The 20,586-nt window shown below is 39.9% G+C and carries 16 protein-coding genes; 14 read left to right on the top strand and 2 right to left on the bottom strand.

Going from position 1 to position 20,586, the window contains the following annotated elements:
* Positions 1 to 6 precede the first annotated feature (6 nt).
* The 12 genes from FZC78_RS07285 (at position 7) to FZC78_RS07230 (ending at position 16,789) form a co-directional block, all read left to right on the top strand.
* Positions 7 to 1,620, top strand: coding sequence for an aminotransferase class V-fold PLP-dependent enzyme (locus tag FZC78_RS07285; protein ID WP_148938990.1), 1,614 nt, complete (start codon positions 7 to 9; stop codon positions 1,618 to 1,620).
* A complete protein-coding gene (locus FZC78_RS07280) occupies positions 1,617 to 3,467 on the top strand; it encodes an LTA synthase family protein (RefSeq protein ID WP_148938989.1) in 1,851 nt (616 codons plus the stop codon). The genes FZC78_RS07285 and FZC78_RS07280 overlap by 4 nt, the downstream gene beginning before the upstream one ends.
* Before the next feature lie 265 nt (positions 3,468 to 3,732).
* On the top strand, positions 3,733 to 5,307 hold the full coding sequence (locus FZC78_RS07275) for an IS1182 family transposase (RefSeq protein ID WP_148938988.1): 1,575 nt from the start codon (positions 3,733 to 3,735) through the stop codon (positions 5,305 to 5,307).
* 292 nt (positions 5,308 to 5,599) lie between these two features.
* On the top strand, positions 5,600 to 6,232 hold the full coding sequence (locus FZC78_RS07270) for a LysE family transporter (RefSeq protein WP_148938987.1): 633 nt from the start codon (positions 5,600 to 5,602) through the stop codon (positions 6,230 to 6,232).
* A 265-nt stretch (positions 6,233 to 6,497) separates the two neighbouring features.
* Positions 6,498 to 7,256, top strand: a complete 759-nt coding sequence (locus FZC78_RS07265) for an RsbR, positive regulator of sigma-B (RefSeq protein ID WP_148938986.1) — start codon at positions 6,498 to 6,500, stop codon at positions 7,254 to 7,256.
* A gap of 178 nt (positions 7,257 to 7,434) precedes the next feature.
* Positions 7,435 to 7,635, top strand: a complete 201-nt coding sequence (locus tag FZC78_RS07260) for a cold-shock protein (protein WP_113930092.1) — start codon at positions 7,435 to 7,437, stop codon at positions 7,633 to 7,635.
* A gap of 486 nt (positions 7,636 to 8,121) precedes the next feature.
* Positions 8,122 to 9,090, top strand: a complete 969-nt coding sequence (locus FZC78_RS07255) for a cation diffusion facilitator family transporter (RefSeq protein WP_148938985.1) — start codon at positions 8,122 to 8,124, stop codon at positions 9,088 to 9,090.
* Between the two features lie 1,026 nt (positions 9,091 to 10,116).
* Positions 10,117 to 11,604 carry a flotillin family protein gene (locus FZC78_RS07250; RefSeq protein ID WP_435874069.1) on the top strand — a complete coding sequence of 496 codons (1,488 nt, stop codon included), beginning with the start codon at positions 10,117 to 10,119 and terminating at the stop codon, positions 11,602 to 11,604.
* Between the two features lie 229 nt (positions 11,605 to 11,833).
* Complete coding sequence (gene dnaN, locus FZC78_RS07245; RefSeq protein WP_148938983.1) at positions 11,834 to 12,958, top strand: DNA polymerase III subunit beta; 1,125 nt, start codon at positions 11,834 to 11,836, stop codon at positions 12,956 to 12,958.
* A 1,274-nt stretch (positions 12,959 to 14,232) separates the two neighbouring features.
* Positions 14,233 to 14,601, top strand: coding sequence for an IDEAL domain-containing protein (locus FZC78_RS07240; protein ID WP_148938982.1), 369 nt, complete (start codon positions 14,233 to 14,235; stop codon positions 14,599 to 14,601).
* Between the two features lie 126 nt (positions 14,602 to 14,727).
* Positions 14,728 to 15,033 (top strand): DUF1259 domain-containing protein, encoded by a 306-nt coding sequence (locus FZC78_RS07235; protein WP_148938981.1) that lies wholly within the window; start codon positions 14,728 to 14,730, stop codon positions 15,031 to 15,033.
* Between the two features lie 583 nt (positions 15,034 to 15,616).
* Positions 15,617 to 16,789, top strand: a complete 1,173-nt coding sequence (locus FZC78_RS07230) for an endonuclease (protein WP_148938980.1) — start codon at positions 15,617 to 15,619, stop codon at positions 16,787 to 16,789.
* Positions 16,790 to 17,027: 238 nt separating this feature from the next.
* Here the strand turns inward: FZC78_RS07230 and FZC78_RS07225 are convergent, their stop codons facing one another.
* Complete coding sequence (locus FZC78_RS07225) at positions 17,028 to 17,207, bottom strand: hypothetical protein (RefSeq protein ID WP_148938979.1); 180 nt, start codon at positions 17,205 to 17,207, stop codon at positions 17,028 to 17,030.
* A gap of 238 nt (positions 17,208 to 17,445) precedes the next feature.
* Positions 17,446 to 19,086, bottom strand: a complete 1,641-nt coding sequence (locus FZC78_RS07220; protein ID WP_148938978.1) for a peptide ABC transporter substrate-binding protein — start codon at positions 19,084 to 19,086, stop codon at positions 17,446 to 17,448.
* A 937-nt stretch (positions 19,087 to 20,023) separates the two neighbouring features.
* Here FZC78_RS07220 and FZC78_RS07215 point away from each other — a divergent pair.
* A complete protein-coding gene (locus FZC78_RS07215; protein WP_148938977.1) occupies positions 20,024 to 20,146 on the top strand; it encodes an FbpB family small basic protein in 123 nt (40 codons plus the stop codon).
* A gap of 18 nt (positions 20,147 to 20,164) precedes the next feature.
* A complete protein-coding gene (locus FZC78_RS07210) occupies positions 20,165 to 20,572 on the top strand; it encodes a sporulation protein (RefSeq protein WP_252183210.1) in 408 nt (135 codons plus the stop codon).
* The last annotated feature ends 14 nt before the right edge of the window (positions 20,573 to 20,586 follow it).

Raw genomic sequence — 20,586 nt, 5'->3', positions numbered from 1 at the left:
ATGAGAATGAAAACTGATTCTCTTCACTTTAAGATAGCAAACGACATAGAAGAATTTAACCAGATTCATAGAATGAATTATGAAACCTTTGTAAATGAAATTCCACAGCATGAAAGAAACCCGGAACGGATGCTTGTTGACCGTTTTCACAACGAGAATACATATATTATAGCCAAAAAAGGGAATGAGCTGATTGGGATGATTGCGGTCAGAGGGAATAGACCTTTCTCTTTGGATCAAAAACTTCCTAATATCGATTCTTATTTGCCAGAAGGGGGAAGCCCCTGTGAGATTCGGTTACTCTCTGTTCATAAGGATTACCGCAGTAGTATCGTGTTTTATAAACTGGTAGAGAGAGCGGTATCTCATTGTTTGAGGAATGGATATAACCTTGCCCTTATTTCCGGGACTGAGAGGCAGCTCAAATTATATAAACGAATTGGCTTTGAAATTTTTGGTCCTCTTGTTGGTAAAAACGAAGCGCGTTTTCAGCCTATGTTTATTACTAAGGAGAATTTTGAAAGGGCAACCAAAGTATTCAACAGGCTGATGCACAGGCAGGAATCACAAAGGAAGATAATGAATTTCCTTCCCGGACCTGTGCCTGTGAAAAAAGAAGTAGAAAAAGCATTTTCTAAGGAAGCAATCTCCCATAGATCGACGGATTTTATGGACCAGATGAGTGACGTGAAAAACAGGCTGAAGGATATGACGGGTGCACCAAATGTTCAAGTGCTCGTAGGAACGGGGACTCTGTCTAATGATCTTGTTGCCGCTCGATTGCACCGCCAGGGGGGCAGGGGGTTAATTCTTGCGAATGGGGAATTTGGTTTGCGTCTCGTTGACCATGCCCGTCGGATGGACCTTCACTTTGAGGTAATAGCCAAAGGTTGGAATGAAGAAATTACTTTGGAAGAAGTAGATGAGTACCTTCAAAATGAGCCTGATATCAGGTGGTTATGGTTGGTTCACTGTGAAACCTCGACAGGATATCTGTTCGATTTGGAAGAATATAAACGCCTCTGCAATAAACATGGGGTGAATTTATGTGTGGATGCATGCAGTTCAGCTGGAAGCACACCGTTGAATTTGAAGGGCGTGTTTATGGCCACTACTGTAAGCGGGAAAGCTTTTGGTTCCTACCCCGGACTGGCGGTAGTCTTTCACCGCGATGAGGTAGAGGCGGATAATTCTGTGCCGCGTTATTTAGATCTCGGTATGTATCAAGAGAATAATAGTGTTCCTTATACCCATTCTTCTAACCTTGTAGCGGCCTTTCATGCTGCCTTATTAGAATTGGACCTTTATAGCAAGGCCAGGCTGAATTATGAAGTAAGGCGGACTTTAGAGAGGTCGGGTATCACTTGCCTTGGAGATGGCACCTATTCTCCGGGGATCATCACCATTCCTTTGCCGGAGGGTATCTCATCAAGGGGGTTTGGTGATAATCTCAAAAAGAAAAAAATTCTTATCAGCTATGAAAGTGACTACTTATTTAAAAGAAATTGGGTTCAAATCGCCTTGATGGGCGAATATAAATTAAACGAAGTGATGATGGCTTTGGATAAATTTATAGAAGAGTATAAAGAACAAACAGCCAGTGAGGCTGCTGTCCTATGAAAATTCCCCAGGTCTCAGCAGCCGGTAAGATTACTTCAATTAGACTAGTCATAATAGCTGTTACAGCAATTTGGATAAAAACGATATTTGTTTTATTCTTAGGATTTGATTTAAAAATCACTTCAGCTGCTGAAGTTCCTTTCATCATATTGAGCCCTATTGGTTCGCTGCTCCTGCTGTTCGGCTTCAGTTTCTATTTCACGAAAACTGTAAAACCTCTTTTATTCTGGACAGCTTGGATAGTCGCCAATGCCTTATTATACGGAGACTTGCTTTATTATAGATTTTATACCGATTTTGTCACTCTGCCCATCTTATTTCAGTTCGATAATGTAGGTGGATTGGGCCCGAGTACTCTTGAATTGATGAGCCCTTGGGATTTGCTTCTGTTTATAGATTTGTTTATACTTCCTTGGATAATGAAAACAAGGACAAAAAAGGGAACTGTTATTACTAAAAAGAAAAAGGGATTGTATGGTGCTGCGGGAGTTGTGCTCGTATTATTTACAGTCGGTATCGGGCTGTTCCGCTCACCATATCTATTTGCAGCTTCGTATGACCGTGACGGCATGGTTAAGGCATTGGGTCCTTATAACTATCATCTATATGATTTTGCTCTCGGGGCGGTGACTCCTTTTAGCCGATCACTAGCCACCAAGGCTGATGCACTGCCTACTTTAGATTACCTTAAGAGCAAGGAAGGGGCTTTAACTGATTTATTTGGAGCTGCGAGAGGAAAAAATGTGATTCTAATTAGTATGGAATCGACTCAAAATTTTGTGATTAACCGAGAAATTAATGGAGAGGAAATTACTCCCTTTTTAAACGGCCTGATAGAAGATAGCTTTTATTTCAGCAATGTGTATGACCAGACAGCACAGGGAAAGACATCCGATTCTGAATTTATGATTGATACGGGATTATACCCCTTGGCAAGCGGATCGGTATTTGTTCAAAAACCGGAAAATACTTATTACAGCCTTCCCCACATTTTAAAGGAAAAGGACTATTATTCAACTGTTTTTCATGGTAACGAAAGAACCTTTTGGAACCGTGAAAATATGTATAATGCTTTGGGGTATGACCGGTTTTATTCTGAACGTGACTACAAGGTTACTGAGGAAAACTCAGTGAACTATGGTATAAAAGATATTGAATTCTTCAATCAAACAGCAGAAAAGCTTGAGGAGCTTCCTCAGCCATTCTATTCAAGATTGATTACACTAACGAATCACTTTCCATTCCTTCTTGAAGAAGAAGATAAATATATTCAAGAAGCGGATACCAAAGTGGATGTTGTCAATCGTTATATAACCACTGTACGGTACGAGGATGAAGCAATTAAGAAGCTATTTCAGGATCTGAAAGATAAAGGACTATATGAAAATACGATATTCGTCCTTTACGGTGACCATTATGGTATTTCTGAGAAGTTTGAAGAGGGAATCTTCGAGATACTGGGGAAAGAGGTATCACCTGTTAACCATGTTTCATTGCAGCAGGTACCTTTGATTATTCACATTCCTGGACAGGAAGGGAAAGTAGTCAGCAGGGCAGGCGGTGAGATAGATATCCGTCCTACCATCCTTCACTTGTTGGGAATCAAAACCGAAAACAAGCTCTCCTTTGGACATGTATTATTTAACAGAAATGAGGATCACCCAGTTATATTCCGTGACGGAAGTTTTGTTGCAAAAGGTTTAACATTTAACGATGGAGTTTGTTATGAAAGCAATAGTGAAGCAATCGTACCTGCCAAATGTATCCCTTATCAGGAAACTGTCCGCCAGGAGCTTGAGCTTTCAGATGACATCATTTATGGGGACCTGTTAAGATTCTTAAAATAAGTGCTATTTCTTTTAAGAATTGTTGGATACCGGGGGAGTTAGTATAAATCGGAGCTCCTAAAAAGAAAAGTGAATATAGAACAGGGAAAAAACCTATATTACATTAAAGGGGCTGGGACAAAACCCTCCTCTAAGATGAAAAAGCCGGTGAAATTTTACGACAAGTAAAATTTCACCGGCTTTGATTATTTTTTGAATTAAAATAAGGACCTCTTCTGATAAAATAAAGTTACCACACAAAATTCCATCTGAAAGAAGGGTCCTTATGTTTAAAAATTATATCATGAATCAAGTGGTTTTGCCCCTGGATTTAGAAATCAAACTTCAAAGAAATGATATTGCCTTCTCCGTGCACGACCTCGTCGAGCAAATTCCACACGAAGCCTTCGACTCGTTTATACGAAGCACAGGCTGCCCTGCTTATCATCCACGTATGATGATGAAGATTATTTTATGTGCTTACTCCCAATCCGTATTCTCAGGAAGGAAAATTGAAGCTCTCCTCGGCGACAGCGTCAGGATGATGTGGCTTGCCCAAGGGCATGAACCGAGCTACCGCACGATTAACCGGTTTCGTGTCTGCCCAGAAGTAAAAGCGCTTCTTCGTGAGTGCTTTGTTCAATTTCGCTGCCATCTCGTTAAGGAAAAGCATATTGATGATGAAGCGATCTTCATTGACGGAACCAAACTTGAAGCTAATGCCAATAAGTTCACATTCGTTTGGCGGAAATCGGTGGAGAAATATAGTGCTGGTCTCATTGAAAAATCGAATCAACTCTATGATGAACTAGTGGAAAAGGAAATCATACCTGAAATAGAACGGGAAAGCCCGGAAGTGCTTTCTACAAAAGATTTGGCTAAAGTCGTGGGGAAACTGGAAAACACCGTTGATGAACTCACTACAACCATCGAATCCAGTAAGGACGTAAGCGAACGGAAACAGCTTCGCTCTGTACGTAAAATGCCCAAGCAAATCCTCAAACAGTTTAAGGATTTTGTCGCACGCAAACAAAAGTATGAACAGGACATGGCTACCTTCGGTACACGGAACAGTTATTCTAAGACAGATTGCGACGCCACCTTTATGCGGATGAAAGACGATTACATGAAGAATGGACAACTAAAAGCTGGCTACAATGTACAAATTGCGAGCGAAGGGCAGTACGCTCTTGCCTATGATGTTTTCCCGAATCCGACCGATACACGGACATTCATTCCATTCCTGAATACGATCGAAAAGCACTTCTTTAAACTCCCAAAATACATAGTGGCTGACGCTGGTTACGGAAGTGAAGAAAATTATGAAGATGTCTTTGAAAACCGGACATCTACACCACTGATTACCTACAACATGTACCGCAAAGAGAAAACGAAGAGCGCACAAAAGAATGAATTCAATACGGCCAATTGGAAGTATGATGAAGAAACCGATTCGTTTACTTGCCCAAATGATCAACGACTCACATTCCGCCATCTTTCTCACAAAACTGACCGGAACGGCTTTACTCGGGAGTTTAAGGTGTATGAGTGCGAAAGCTGTACGGGATGTCCTTTCCGTTCTAAGTGCACGAAAGCCAAGGAAGGAAATCACCGGAAACTCTTACTCAATGAAAAATGGGAACAACAAAAAGAGAAGATTAGAACACTGCTTTCAGATGAGAAAACGGGTGAAATTTACGGCCGACGTAAAATCGACGTAGAACCAGTTTTTGGATTTCTGAAGGCTAATTTAGGTTTCACAAGATTTTCTGTCAGGAGCAAGGAGCGCGTGCAAAATGAAATGGGCTTCGCGCTGATGGCGGTTAACTTGAGAAAGTTGACTGCCAGGAACGCAACCTAATCTACAAATACACAAGAGCAGTGAGAGAAAAAGGGCTTCAATCATCCAAAATGATGATTGAAGCCCTTTTTTCATGATTTTTGGCTAGTTATGTCCCAGCCTCTTTTTTGCATAATCAAGAATAGTAAAATTTGTTAAATTAGGTCCTGCCTTCAATTTAGATTCAATATAACTTGCTGTTTCCTGCCAGTCGTAATCCTGAATTGAATGCAGTAAAGTAATATATATTATTCTATTTCTCTACCTGAAGACATAAAATGTACAAGCTGTCTTAAAAAGGTGGAGAGGTTCCTTGAGCATCAGTATTCTTTTCAGTTATGTATTGTTAGGCTTGACATTAGCGGCCCCGATAGGCCCAGTGAATTCAGCACGACTGGATAAAGGAATTAAGAACGGGTTCTGGCATGCGTGGATAGTGGGGGCAGGCTCCATGATAGCTGATGCAGTATTCATGCTGCTGGTATATGTGGGGATGGTCCGCTTTCTCGATAATCCCGCAGTTCAAATATTTCTTTGGTTATTTGGCGGATTTGTACTGATTTACTCAGGTATAGAAAGTATGACCAGCATGAAGTCATTCTCTTTAGAAAGTGTCAGGAAAAGAGACTCGCTGACCAAGTGTTTTTTTATTGGCTTCCTGATGTCCATATCGAGTCCGCTCTCAATCCTTTTCTGGCTTGGTATATATGGATCAATCCTGGCGAAAACGGCATCCGAGAATGGGACAGGCGATCTTTTGGTTTACAGCAGTATGATTTTCCTTGGGCTGACCATATGGGATATATTTGTGGCGCTGCTCACTACCTCTTTAAAAAAGTATTTTAATTCCAATATCCTCATTATTATATCGGTTCTATCAGGCCTGTCCTTGCTGTGTTTCGGCAGTTATTTTGGCTTTCAGGGAATAATGGCCTTGTTCGGTTAAGGCTCTTTTCATCAACTTTGCTGCTATTTTATATTAACTTCGTAAGATAACTGCTTTAAATTCTGATAAGCTGATGAACGGCTTATCGTTTAGAGAGAAAATTAATAGTATCCTGGGAAAAAACCGGCTCTGGCATTTTTCCGATATAAGCGCAAACAAACTTTGTTAAAGAGCACTGTGGTTGTCCAGGTATCAATCTATTAGGGGTACGCCTTTCCCGGATTGTAGTATAATAAGGATATACTGTAAGTAAGGGTGAATAAGGATGAAGCCCATAGGAGTACTGCCTGAGAAAATCTCTCTATTAAATGCATTAAATAGTATAGGAGAAAACATTATTATTGCTGATCTGGACTATACCGTTTCCTGGATGAATAATTATGCCGCCGGATTGATGACTGAACTTGCCCCATTATTTGGTTTAAATTCTGCAGAAGATATGATCGGACTGAATATGAGCGCATTTCACCATACGCCTTCCCGCCAAAAAGAGGTCATGGATGAGCTTACAGAAATACACAGGGCTCGAATCTTGATCCGGGATAAATTTGCAGCTGATATTGTCGTGACCCCTATAAAAAACGAGAAAGCTACTATTGGTGGTTATGTCGTTATGCTTATGGATGTAACGACACAAGCAATAGAGGAAGAAGAAAAGGAGAAACTGATCAAATCGCTGTCAGTGCCGATAATTAAAGTCTGGGAAAAGACCATTACTTTACCGTTGATCGGCCATTTTGATAATGATCGAGCAGAAAGCATGATTGCTTCTGTCTTGCATGAATGTGCGCTCAATAAAATCGAATATGTTCTGGTAGACTTAAGCGGAATATATGAACTAGACATGAATATTAAGTTTCACATGCAAAAGCTTTGTGATTGTCTGAGCCTCATAGGTTCCCAATGTGCAATTGCCGGTATTACACCGGAATTTGCCTTGGCAGCAGGAGATTTATCAGGAGAACTGCCCATTTTCAGGAATGCTCATGCTGGCCTGAAATATGTCATTGAGAAGATAAATTAATTTTTTTTATAAAGAAAGTTGTGTTTTCCTTTCATATCTTCCGCTAACCTGTTATGATAATAAGGAATTATTTTTGTTCGGTATGTAAGAAAGAAAGAGAATGAAATCTTTAATTCTGAATACCCTGAGAGCAAGGATAGTATTAATAATGTGTGAAACGCACTAGGAGGCAACAAACATGGAAAAAGGTACAGTAAAATGGTTCAATGCAGAAAAAGGTTTCGGATTCATCGAAGTTGAAGGTGGAGAAGACGTATTCGTACATTTCTCAGCTATTCAAGGCGAAGGTTTCAAATCTCTTGACGAAGGTCAAGCAGTAACATTTGACATCGAGCAAGGTCAACGCGGACCACAAGCTGCAAACGTTAATAAAGCATAATTAGAAAACTTAGTGAAAGTCTTTCGAGCCAGCAGGAATAACCTGCTGGCTTTTTTAGTACAAAGGTAATGATAAAAGTCCATCCCAGGGTCAGAAAACCTCAAGAGAATATAACTTGTCGGCGCTGAACAAAGCGCTTTTGTTTTTGGAAAACTGCTGCCTTCTAAGTGAAGGCCTTTCCCAAATGAATAGCGGTATGCGTCAATGCACATTCTTAAAGAGAAAGTATACTTGCCTGAGATGTTAGTGGATGATTTAGAAGGGGTATGGATAATCTTATGGGGAAAAAATGAGTATATAAAGAAGTCGGAAACTTCTGGCTGGAAGGGATAAGTTCCTCGAAGGGGTTATTTGGATATGGGTAACATGGTAGTGAAGACTTGAATTGGATCGAAGAAGTTTCGAATATTCTTAAATTATCTAAAGGAATTTATTCACCTTTCATCCATTAAAGGAATCAGTACATATTGAGAAGGAGGATTTTCTGTGGTCGAACTTTGGAATTTATTGAAACAGGGAAATAAATCAGCTCTTCTCGCATCAATTATTAATGCGGTGATTTCTATAGCAAAAGGGGTGGCCTTTACGCTTACAGGTAACGTTGCAATGTTTGCTGAAACACTACATAGTATAGGAGATGCAGCTAATCAATTTTTTGTCTTCATTGGTTCCGCATTAAGCAAAAAGGCACCAACTCCCCGTTTTCCCAATGGCTTTGGAAGGTTGGTCAATCTGGTTTTATTGGCAGCGGTGCTTGTTGTGGGTATTATGGCCTATGAGACGATTGTTGAGGGCTATCATCATATCCTTCATCCTCAGGAGTCAACAGGATTTATTATAAGTGTCGGGGTTTTATCATTTGCTATCATCCTTGAAGCTTTTGTATTATTTAAGGCTATGAAAGAGACGCTGCACGAAGTTGGAATTGAGGCAAAAGGGTTCGGCATTATTACGAAAAGTATAGCGAATGTCAATAAGGCAAAAGCGGCAACAAAGCTTGTTTTTTTAGAGGATTCAGTTGCGACAGGTGGAGGGTTACTCGCCCTTGCTGCCATAATCATTTCCCACTACACGCCATACCATCAAGTGGAAGGGATTGCGTCTATCATCATCGGTGTGTTGATGTTCATTGTAGTCGGAAAGACATTCCTCGATAACGCTGCAGGAGTTCTTGGGGAAGCAGACCTGACGTTGAGAAGTGTCATCGGTGATATTGCTTTTAATGATCCAGGAGTGAGGGATGTTCAGGAAATCGCGGTCTTGAAAGAAGGAGATGAATACCACGTAGAACTGATAGTCGAAGTGGACCCCTCCATTACCGTTGCAGAGGCTGATGATATTAAAGACCGGCTTGAGGACAGGATATTAAGAGAGAACGGCGTTACTGACGTTATTGTTGAATTTGATGAAGATGATAATCTTCCAAAATGGGAAGAAAGTAAAACTACAAAGTGATGATTTCAACCGTCTTATTAAAGGCGGTTTTTTTACTTAAAGATCATTATAAGTAAGGTTTTTTTCCTGAAAGCTTGTCGCTTATGAAAAGTTCACTGAAAATCTACCGAATTTTATTATCTGCTTGTTATGACCATAGATAAAGTTAACTATCCTTCCTTAAGTAGGAAGAGAAAGTTGACTTTTGTCTTTGAAAGCAATATATATATGCTCTCTTTACTGCATTAGCTTTAGAAACCTTTTATGTTTTTTGGGCGGATTGCCTGTAGGAACTGGAAGGGTTCTTTTCAACTAGTCCATGGAAGGCGTGGATTCAGTATTGTGGATAGTAAATAGAGGAATAAAATTCCCTTATTTTCTGAATAACACTAAGAAAAGCTAAAATAGGGGAATTAATTTCCCTTAATTGCCTTAATATACTAGAAAAATATGCTTTTTTATCATATAAGAGAAAAAAGTTCCTCTATTTACGCCAGTATGAGCTTGGATTGGCAAATAAGGGGAAAAAGTTCCTTTATTTTACCGCTGGGTGACCAATTAAAGAAATGACATGCCGCTTTCGCTATAAAGCACATTTCATCAGGTACACAACCAAGTAGAGTGGGCCTGTTGAAGGGAAACTAATCCTTTTTTATACATTTGAAGCGGAAAAGGTACGATTCTGTAATAAAAGTTTTTGGTGGACTTTTCAGTGCCCCGCTTTTTAATGAAGTTTTTTTCTCTGTCCCTGTTTAGCAGAAGAATCTCCCCATCAGGCTTTATGCTTTCTGTTAAGAGCAGCGGACGTCTATTTCCAGTGCCCTGGTCTCGCAGTCAACTCAAAGAGAATAAAGGAAAGACTGCTATTTTCTCAAGAAACGTTTGCCTGCCCGCGCTTAGCCCATACTTGCCCTTTTTTAAAATTTTTGTAAAAAATTGAAACTAATTTGTATTCTTCCTCGTATATATACTATACCCTCTAGCGGATGAGCAAAAGAGGGGAAATACATAGGGAGGGTTATAAAAGTGGAATTATTTGGTGTGCTTATGATTTTGATACCTGTGCTAGTAGTTGCAGCGATAGCAGGGGTTGTATACTTTTTTTGGGTAAGGTTCCGTTATCGTACTGCGAAGTCAAATCAAGCTTTAATCATTACAGGACCAAGATTAGGTGATCCGGAAAAAGAAACAAATATTTTTACAGACGATGAAGGACGATCCATGAAGATCATCCGGGGAGGGGGTTACCGTTTAAGAAGGTTCCAGACATCTACTCCGGTAAACCTGACATCATTTCAGTTAAAGCTGGCTACCCCGAGGGTATACACCAATGGAGGGGTGCCAATCGTTGCTGATGCAGTGGCAATGGTTAAGGTAGCGGATTCATTAAATGGCATAGCTAATTATGCAGAGCAATTCCTGGGAAAAGACCAAGATGAAATTGAATCTGAAATCATTGAAGTATTGGGAAGCAACCTGCGGGCAATTCTTTCGAAGATGACTGTCGAGGATATAAACAGTGATCGAGAAAAATTCAATGCAGATGTGGCAGAAATCGCCCAGAAACAGTTAGATTTGATGGGATTCAAAATCACTTCCCTTGGATTGACAGACTTAAGGGATGCTGATGAGACAAATGGTTACTTAGAAAACCTTGGACGTCCCCGAATAGCGGAGGTCCGAAAGCTTGCTGAAATAGCTGAAGCTGAAAATGACCGTGAAACGAGAATCCACAGAGCGCAAACAGATCAGCAAACAAAAGAAGAGGAATATAAGCGGCAGATAACTATTGCTGAGAGTAAAAAAGAAAAGGATATAAAGGACGCAGCGTTCAAGGAAGAAACAGAAAGAGCACGTGCGAAATCTGAACAATCCTATGAACTTGAGAAAGCAAAGCTGGCGAAAGAGATTAAAGAAGAAGAATTAACGCTGAAATTCCTCGAACGCGAACGAGCTGTCAAACTTGAAGAGGAAGAAAGCAAGCTGCGTAAGACCAAGGCTGATGCAGAATACTATGAAACTACCAGAAAAGCAGAAGCGGATGCGCGCAGATCAGAGATTGATGGGGAAGCCAAAGCCAAAATCCGCCGGGAAGAAGGTTCTGCAGAAGCAGATGTCATCCGTGAACGCGGTAAAGCTGAAGCAGAATCCAGAAAATTGCTGGCTGAAGCGATGGAAAAGCACGGAGATGTCATTATTACCGAGAAACTCATCGAAATGCTGCCGTTGTTTGCTGAGAAGATTGCACAGCCGCTGAATAACATAGATTCTGTTAAGATCATTGACTCCGGCAATGGAAATGGAATCCCATCATTCGGTAAAAGTATTACAAAAACCATGGTTGATATGCAGGAACCTTTGAAAGAAATGACAGGTATCGATGTCGGTGAATTGCTCAAGTCCTATGCGAATAGATCGAACGCGAACCATTCACAGCAATATTCAGGCGGCGGAACGGCCCTTGCGGCAGCGCCTGGAGATACCCCTGATGAAAGAGAGCAAGAATCAGCAACAGAGGAAAAAGAGGATAAATGACCATAAAGGGCGCATCCTGAGTTTTGGATGCGCCCTTATTACTTGGAGGGGTAAATAATCATAACTAAATAAAGTGCAGAAAATAATTAATAACAACGGAATAGTATTTTCCTGAAAATAGGATTTTCAAATAGGTTGAACAACGAAAAACCAATAATTATATGAAACTTTATTTCAGAATTTTTAATATGTTATCATAGAGAAGGAATTCATAGTAAGGGAGATTATCATGGAATTCGTTATACATAGTGAGACACTAAAAAAAGCTTTAAATATTGTCAGCAGGGTGATTTCTGGAAAACCATCGGTTCCAGTCATGACCGGGGTCAAATTAGAAGGAGTTAAAGATAGGCTGATTGTTACGGGTGGAGATTCGGACATCAGTATTATTAAAACCATCGATTTGAAAGACAGCCCTCAAGAAAAAATGGTAGAACAGGGTTCACTTGTTGTTCCAATAAAGTACTTTCATGAGCTTATCAAGAAGATGCCGGTTAACGGCCTGATCACAATCAAAAAATACAATAAGCAGATTCTTATCATATGCGGTGACATAGAAACTACTTTAAGCGGTTTGAATGAAGATGACTATCCTGACGCCCATGAACCTTCTGGAGATGGATTTAAGATCAAAGCCAGTCTGCTGATTGAAATGATAAAGGAAACACAATTTGCTGCTGCTAAATCCGAGACACGTGCGGTGTTGACTGGTGTAAATTGGGTATTTGGAGAAGGCGAATTGACCCTGATTGCTACTAATTCCCAAAGGATGGCCATGAGAAAGGCTTCTTTGAATACCAACTTGACTGGATCATTTATTCTGCCTATTAAAGCTTTGACGGAACTTGTTCATGTGATTGATAAACACCAATTTATACGAATTTCCCCCACTGAAAGCATGATGACCTTCCAATCTGAGGGGTTGTCCCTCCACTCTCGACTAATAACAGGGAACTACCCAGATATCAGCAGGATTATTCCTGAAGAAGCTGTAACTGAGGTAGTTGTTCCAAGACTTAGATTTCTTGAGGGAATCGAAAGGGCTAATCTGCTTGCATCTCAATGGAAACATAATAATGTAACTCTCGCGTTAAATATGGACGAAAAGATACGATTGACTTCAAGTACATCTGAAATAGGTCAGATCAATGAGAAGCTCGATACAGTTGAAGTAGAAGGAGATAGGAACTTAAAGATATCTTTTGATGGAAAGTTCCTGGCAGAGGCGCTAAAATCGATTCAGGACGACCTGGTAACACTAAGTTTCGGTGGAAGCCTTAAGCCGATTATTATTAAGCCATACAATAAAAAAAACACAATTCATTTGGTGTCCCCTGTGAGAGCTTCGTCATAACAATTTCTTTAGATGCAGAAATTAAAGGAGATAAGTATGAAACAAGAGAAAATAAAATCCAAGGTAATCCTAGGATGTTCAATAATTATGTGCCTTTGTGCACTAATCACTCTCTTTTTTGATGAAAGTCCTTTGGCGGGCTATGCATTTTTCATTGGGTTTCTCACTTCTGTCGTGTTTTCGATTGCACTGATTGTTGAGGAGTAATAACAAGACAGAAGGCACCAGTTTGCTTTTAAAAACTTCCTTTATCGGGAAGTTTTTTATTTGGCTCTTTTCGTAAACTTTGTTGCTATTTAATATGATTTTAGTAAGATAAGACGCTAATTCACTTATAATTTCTTTGTAAGCAAAGAGAAAAGAGCTGCTCTCTGGAATAGAGAGAATACCTTAGTATCAGAAGAAAAATCCGGCTCTTGGGATTTTTCTGAAAGCAGCAATTTAATCGAATATAGCCTTTTATTTATCACCTTCTATAATCTCCTTGATATATTCTTTTTTTGAATGAGCATTAACGCTGTTATCTGAAAAGGGCTGAAAGTAAATTTTAAATTGAAGGTGCACCAACGCTATCTCTCAGGTATTAAAAAAATACAGAAAATTCTTTAAGATAGTCTCTTTTCTAAAAGATTGTTGCTTTGAAAGCTATTTTATCTCCACCTAATTTTCACGTAAAAGGATTGGAGTGTAAGGCGTGCGACCTCCTGCGGGACTAGCGGCGTCTAGTTCCAGCACCTAGCCCCTCTGGGTCAAATAACCCCAAGAGATAAAAAGGAAGACCGCCTTTTTTTCTCTTGAGAACATTTGCCTGTCGGGGCTGATCAAGGTGCTTCCACTTTTGAAGACAGGTGAGACCCCCAATCTAGTTCCAGCGCCTAGCCCCTCGGGGTCAAATAACCTCTAGAGAATAAAAGGGAAAACCGTCTTTTTTTCTCTAGAGAACATTTGCCTGTCGGTGCTGACCAAGGCGCTTCCACTTTTTATACAGGCGAAGCCGAGGAGGCTCACCGCCGGCCCGCGGAGTCACGCGCCTGGAGCGGAAATCCATTTTTTTTAAAATAGGCACAATCTTTGCAAAAACAGTCTTAAGATATTATATACTGTCAACATTTATAGAACAGCAATTAACTAAAAAAGCAGTTCCCTATCTCTATTGAAGATGTTTGACTTCCTTCATAAAGGGATAATTAGCAATTAAGATAATAAAAAATTACGAAAAGAATAAATTGAAGATTTGAATCTGGTTGACCAAAAAAATAAGGCGGTGTATTAGAATGAGTAATATTAAACGAGACAAAGTGAACGTAGGGGATTGGGTTAGAGGTTTTGCTAAAAATGGAGCTTTGATCCAAGGGTATATGGAGAATATTGATCCTATCGATCCATTGTTCAAAATCAGAGTGATCGACAGTGATGATAAAGATTTGATTGGTTATACACTTAATATGGATGACAGTCTCATGGAAAAGATGCAGCCTGCCAGTACATTAACAGAATCACAGCTGAACTATTTAATTGATATAGCGCTGGAAACCAATGACAAAGAATGGTTCTTAGAGCTGTCAAGCGCCCTTAAAAGATTCAACCGAAATACTGCCAATAATATTTCTCAAGAATTTATTGAATTTTCAATAGAACGATAATATTTATAGGAAACCTGCCAAGAAAGAACAGGATTGGTAATGCAATGACCTGGAAAAAATTGCAGAACAACTGTAGGAATTGTTAGGAGCAGAAGGGGAAGCCAAGGATGGTATGATTGAGCTGGAATACCGAGGGATATTGAAGTGGCGGTGCAGGGCAGGCCGTTTAAAAGTGAAACAGATATGGAAATCCATTTTGAAGCTTTTCATGAAGATGGAACAGCTCTCAATCATGCTGAAATTGTCCTGCTTCCAGATGAAATCCCCGCGTTTACTTTAGCTTTAGGAAAGAATGACATCCCTATATCGGCTCTTCATAATCATTGGCTGTCTGCTGAGCCTCCCATCAAATACTTACATGTACAGACAGTTGAAAAACCTGAATCCTTTGCAAAGAGACTGGCAGAAGCATTAAAGGTTCTGAGAACTTGAAGAGCATGGAACTCTGCTTATAAGCAGGAGAGAGCAGTCCGGTGCTTGCCGGGCTGCTCTTTTTGATGGTCTTAAAATCACTTGCTAAGCCGAGGTTCCAGGGATGTTATGGGATGGATTAATAGTAACTCCTCTATGATAGGGTAAGGTGGTCTCCCGATTAGTTCATTACTCCAAGGTAGAAGGTTCCCCTGTGATGGACATAAACAATCCTAATGAGTAACCATATATAACCCAAAATAAGCGGAAATTTCACTCTTAAGTTTAGAATATCGTTTGCTAATCCATATGAATTTCGAAAACTACCGCCATAAATGAGTGAAAAAAACCTGTTAAGCAGGAAAGAAAAGAACTGCTCTCCCTGATTAAAGAAACCTTAGTATCCGGGGACATCTGATAGCAAAAATATATACGAAAACTACTATTAAGAAAGGAACAGCCTTTTAACATCAGATTCATTTAAGTGAATCTATAGCACCATTCTTTCTGGCGGATTACTATTAGAATGCATCTTATAGTAAGATTAAGGAGAGTCGGCGAGAAGCTATTTTACCTTCAAACTGCCGGATAGGAGAGAATGACAATGGTTAGAAATAAATATATTGGAATCGTAATGGTCTTTTTGTCCCTTTTGATAGGAGGGTGCAGCCTTACCGAAAATCAATCATTAAAGACTACTCAAGATTCTTTGCTGACAATAGAAGAAACAATAGCAATAGAGGAAGGAAAAGAAGTTACTGCTCAAGGGTACATCATAGGACAACCAATTTCAGGTAGCACTGTGATGGAAGAGGGATTTTCAAACGATTTCGCAGTGGCTGTTGCTGATGATAAGGAAGAGAAGGATCCGAGAAACATGATTTTTGTGCAAATAACGGCTGAGTTCCGGAAATCCTTCGGTTTACAAAGTAACCCTTCTTTAGTAGGTAAAAAGATTGCAGTGACGGGGCATCGTGAAAGCTATTTCTCCCATCCAGGACTGAAAACCATTTCATCCATCGAATTAAAGTCAAGTGAAGATGATTCTGAGGGAGGAAATGATGAAGAAGAGACGGCTGACCCTCCTGAAATTAATGAAGCCTATTATGAATCGGCATCTGGAAAGACTGGAGAAGAGTTGAAGGAGGTTCTCCATGAGATTATAGACGACCACAGGACACTTTCCTATGATGATGTCTGGGATGCCTTAAGGAAAACAGATGAAGATCCTGACAACTCAGAAAATGTACTACTATTTTACACGGGGCGCTCGCAATCAAAATTCTTGAACGGCGGAGGTGCTGATGAGTGGAACCGGGAACATGTGTGGGCAAAGTCTCATGGAAGATTTGGGACTGCTAAAGGAGCGGGAACTGATCTGCATCATTTGCGCCCGACTGACACGACCGTCAATTCTTCGAGAAGCAACCTGGATTTTGACAATGGGGGGAGTCCTCATAAAGAAGCAGAAGGGAATTTCTCCGACAATGATTCCTGGGAACCAAGGGATGAAATAAAAGGGGATACAGCCCGCATGCTATTTTACATGGCTCTGAGGTACGAGGGAGATGACGGCGAACTGGATTTAGAGTTGAATGACAAGGTCGAGAATGGCTCTAATCCTTTTCATGGAAAGGTTTCAGTTTTATTGGAATGGCACAGCATGGATCCTGTAGATGAAAAGGAAAGGAGAAGAAATACTTTAATTTTTGAAGAATATCAAGGCAACAGGAATCCTTTCATCGATCATCCTGAATGGGCAGAAATGATTTGGTGAATAAGACATTTAAGGCGGAAATGCCCAGAATAGTCCCGACAGGAAAATGTTCGATGGAGAAAAAAAGGGTGGTTTTCCTTTTATTCACCAGGGGTTATATGACCCCGAGGGACTAAGTCCGTTCCAGTGGGTACGGACTTAGTCCCTCGGGCGCTGTAGCTGGATTCAGAACCGCCACCCATTATCCTTACAAATAAAAAAGGACAGCTGTAACTGCTGTCCTTCTACTAGGAATTCATTAGGTTTCTTCCCAGGATCGTATTTCTCCTTTTCTTCGTTTCAAGTCCATAGTCCCGATTACGTAACTGCCGCATTTTCTTTCGATCGTCAAAAGCAGCTCATCCCAAGCCTCGGAAAAAGGGAGGAATGGAACTGGACATACTTTTGAATAGCTGCCCTTTTTTGCATGTATCTCCATTATAGGCGATCCGCTCATTTTTCCCTTTCTTACTTCACGTAAGTGTTCAAAATCAATTTTATGCCGTGTCATTCCTATTACTTTAAAGACGAAATATTTCTCTGTAATGATGTGATCCGCTGGCTTTTAATGGAAAAATAAAGAAGTGAACGTACAACTATATAGAGAAGGCTCTGCAAGCAGTTGAACTGCAAGCTAAAAGGAGACCGGGTACCGGTCTCCTTTTAGGTTATTATTATTATTCGATGTGTGTCCACTTATAAGAGTAGTCAGCACCAAATGAATGACGATACAAGTCTTTAACATACTCTCTTTGCAGGTATGCAGAACCATCTTGGAACATTGGGCTGATAGCCTGCTCTTCCATAAGAATTTGTTCTGCCTCCAGTAAAGCTTCCCAGCGTTTTTCCGGGTCTTCAAGAAGAGTTGTTTGAGCATCGTTAATTAATTGATCGTACTTCTCATTAGAGAAGCCTGTTTGGTTATAAGAGCTTCCCGTGACGAACATATCCAGGAAAGTCATTGGATCTGGATAATCCGGTCCCCAGCCAGCATAGGAGAAGTCATAATCTCCTCTTTGCTCAACTTCCAGCTTTTGCTTGAATGGCTGTTGAGAAATAGTGATAGAAAGACCTTCTAAAGTACCTTCAAGCTGCTCTTTCAAGTATTCACCGACTTTACGGGAGTTTTCACTGTCATAGTTCAACAGTTCAAGTTCAGCTGTTTCGATACCTAGTTCTTCTTTTGCTGTATTCCAAAGTTTAGCAGCTTCTTCAGGGTTAAATTCCCCAAGTTGCCCGTTAGTGTCACGGAAATCTTCTCCATCAGGTCCAGTTACGAAGTCATCTGGAACCAGGTAGTAGGCAGGTATGGATCCATCATTTAAAAGAACTTGTACTAGACCTTCTTTATCCCAAGCCATGTCGAATGCTTTACGTGCATTCTTATTGGAAAGTACTTCATTCTCCTGGTTAAGGCGAAGGAAGAAAGTAGAAGTACGAAGCTGTGTATTGAAGTTCGGATCTTCTTGATACGAATCTACATATTGTTCAGACAATACTGCAACGTCCGTCTCGTTTGTTTCATATAGATTAACTCGTGTAGAAGTATCTTTAACAATGTTAAAGTTAATTTCTTCAAGTTTTACAACATCTGCTTCCCAGTAGTCAGCATTTTTCTGCATTTGGAAGCTTTGTTCGTGTTTCCAATCTGATAATACAAAAGGACCATTGTAGATGGCATTTTCAAATTCAAGGCCATACTGATCTCCTTGCTCTTCTACAAATGCTTGATTCTGAGGAAGGAACGTTGCGAATGTCAGCAGGGATTTAAAGTAAGGGACAATTGTTTCCAATTCCACTTGAAGTGTTTTATCATCAATTGCCGTGATCCCTGCTTCATCAAGAGAAAGCTCACCATTGTTAACTTTCTCAGCATTCTTAATGTCGAACATGATATACGCATATTCTGATCCAGTATCAGGATTTAGTGCTTTTTTCCAAGCGTATTCAAAATCCTGAGCTGTGACAGTCTCACCGTTAGACCATTTCGCATCACGTAATTTGAACGTGTATGTCTTGCCATCTTCGGAAACTTCAGGTTCTTCAGCAGCCATACCTAACACAGGTTCATCATCTTCACCTAATCGGTATAGACCCTCAAATACATTATTCATAACGTTAAATGAAACTGAATCTGTTCCAAGTGTGGAATCCAGGGAAGGAATTTCTGAGCTTTCCAGCAAGTTCAGAACTTGTTCATCTTTACCGCCGCCAGTATCGGCAGTACCATTGTCGTTATTATTACCGCCGCCGCATGCTGTTAGAAAAGCACTTAAAACAAGCAGGATAGACAGTAATATTATGGACTGTTTCTTCATGTAAACGTAACCACCTATCTGTTTTATTTTATGTATCCCCTTTCTTCGGGACCAGTTTCAATGTTAATCAAAGATTTTCACAAATGCAACAATTAAACCTTATAGTGAAATAATTGTTTTATTGCTAAGTGCGTCAATATAGATAATATTTTGAAGATTTACTAAATTTAATTACTATTTCGAAATAAGGATAAGGCTGTGAGAAAGGGTTAAAAAAAGTTTGTCCGGATCGCAAATATTTATGCATTTGATTATTGAAATAATGAAAATTATTGAATTAGAAAACGATAATTGATGGGTATGAAAGGGAAACAAGCTTTTACTTCTGCATCAGACTGATACCGTGCTTTAATATCATAAACACGAATGCAGCTGCATGAGTGAAATGAGCAGTCTTAAATAAAGGCTCTTTTCGTAAACTTTGTCGCTAGTTGATATTAATTCAGAAGAGATATCAATCTCTAGAAGGAAAAAAACGGTAATATCGAAAAGGAAAAAGCTGTTCTTCCCCGATAACAGATAAACTCTTAGTACACGGGGATATCCGAAAGCAACAATATATTCGTAAACAGCCTTAGTCAAAGAAGCCGGCGGCAGCTGACTCTACTCGCCGTGGAAATGAATAGTTTCTACCACTTATATAAAAAATGAGCGTATGACTAATTGACAGACTCTTGTGAATGTTATATAGTTAGATGACAAGTTGAATAGTTTCTCCTTAAAGGGGAGTAGCTTTTACAGCAAAGTCGTCATTTCAGAGTGAAAACTCTCGGCTTTGTTGGCAGCAGAAATGTTGTTAGCAAGACCTTTACCTCGTTGGTACAGGTCTTTATTTATGTTTATAAAGCCTTTACCACACTGTTGGTAAAGGCTTTTTTTGTTGAAAAAAAGTCTTAGGAGATACATTTGCGACTAAAGCAGGAAGGGAGGGAGCTTTATGAAAAAAGGTCAACTGACAATAGATGAACTTGTGAAAATAAATAAGGAAGAGCTTCTAAAAGATAAGGTGAAGATCGAAAAGATTGAATTGCGTTTGGAAGAAAAATATATGAAGAATTAGATTCAGAATTCTATGGAGGTGAAAGGATTGCTGTTAAGAAAATATATGTCTCTTATGGGTGTCGGTGCTGCAAAGATTGACCTGCAGCTGCCTAAAGAAAACTATTGTTCCGGGGAAACCGTTAAAGGAGTGTTCCAAATCGAAGGAGGTACGGTGGACCAGAGGATAAACAGAATAGATTGTGAATTGATCAGGATTGACAAGGTTGCCAAGACAGAAAGCCTGATCGATTCAACAACAATCTTAACTTCTACAGTCATCAATGCTGAAGAGGAATCTGAGAGGAATTTCACCTTCAAGATTCCGGAGAATCTCCCTCATTCAACAAACACAATCGTCTATCAGTTCAGAACAAGGCTTTCATTTAATAAAGGCATGGAAAGTAAAGATCAGGATATTATTACCGTCAGTCAAATGAGCGGCTGACTTGAAGAATAGAG

The organism is Rossellomorea vietnamensis (assembly GCF_008180415.1).
Lineage (GTDB): Bacteria > Bacillota > Bacilli > Bacillales > Bacillaceae_B > Rossellomorea > Rossellomorea vietnamensis_C.
This window is presented reverse-complemented; position numbering and strand designations above follow the sequence as displayed.

Excerpts from the sequence above, each read along its gene's own strand:
- FZC78_RS07285 (WP_148938990.1), top strand. The coding sequence starts at position 7 with ATGAAAACTGATTCTCTTCACTTTAAGATAGCAAACGACATAGAAGAA.
- FZC78_RS07280 (WP_148938989.1), top strand. The coding sequence starts at position 1,617 with ATGAAAATTCCCCAGGTCTCAGCAGCCGGTAAGATTACTTCAATTAGA.
- FZC78_RS07275 (WP_148938988.1), top strand. The coding sequence starts at position 3,733 with ATGTTTAAAAATTATATCATGAATCAAGTGGTTTTGCCCCTGGATTTA.
- FZC78_RS07265 (WP_148938986.1), top strand. The coding sequence starts at position 6,498 with ATGAAGCCCATAGGAGTACTGCCTGAGAAAATCTCTCTATTAAATGCA.
- FZC78_RS07260 (WP_113930092.1), top strand. The coding sequence starts at position 7,435 with ATGGAAAAAGGTACAGTAAAATGGTTCAATGCAGAAAAAGGTTTCGGA.
- FZC78_RS07250 (WP_435874069.1), top strand. The coding sequence starts at position 10,117 with ATGATTTTGATACCTGTGCTAGTAGTTGCAGCGATAGCAGGGGTTGTA.
- dnaN (WP_148938983.1), top strand. The coding sequence starts at position 11,834 with ATGGAATTCGTTATACATAGTGAGACACTAAAAAAAGCTTTAAATATT.
- FZC78_RS07240 (WP_148938982.1), top strand. The coding sequence starts at position 14,233 with ATGAGTAATATTAAACGAGACAAAGTGAACGTAGGGGATTGGGTTAGA.
- FZC78_RS07230 (WP_148938980.1), top strand. The coding sequence starts at position 15,617 with ATGGTTAGAAATAAATATATTGGAATCGTAATGGTCTTTTTGTCCCTT.
- FZC78_RS07225 (WP_148938979.1), bottom strand. The coding sequence starts at position 17,207 with ATGGAGATACATGCAAAAAAGGGCAGCTATTCAAAAGTATGTCCAGTT.
- FZC78_RS07220 (WP_148938978.1), bottom strand. The coding sequence starts at position 19,086 with ATGAAGAAACAGTCCATAATATTACTGTCTATCCTGCTTGTTTTAAGT.
- FZC78_RS07215 (WP_148938977.1), top strand. The coding sequence starts at position 20,024 with ATGAAAAAAGGTCAACTGACAATAGATGAACTTGTGAAAATAAATAAG.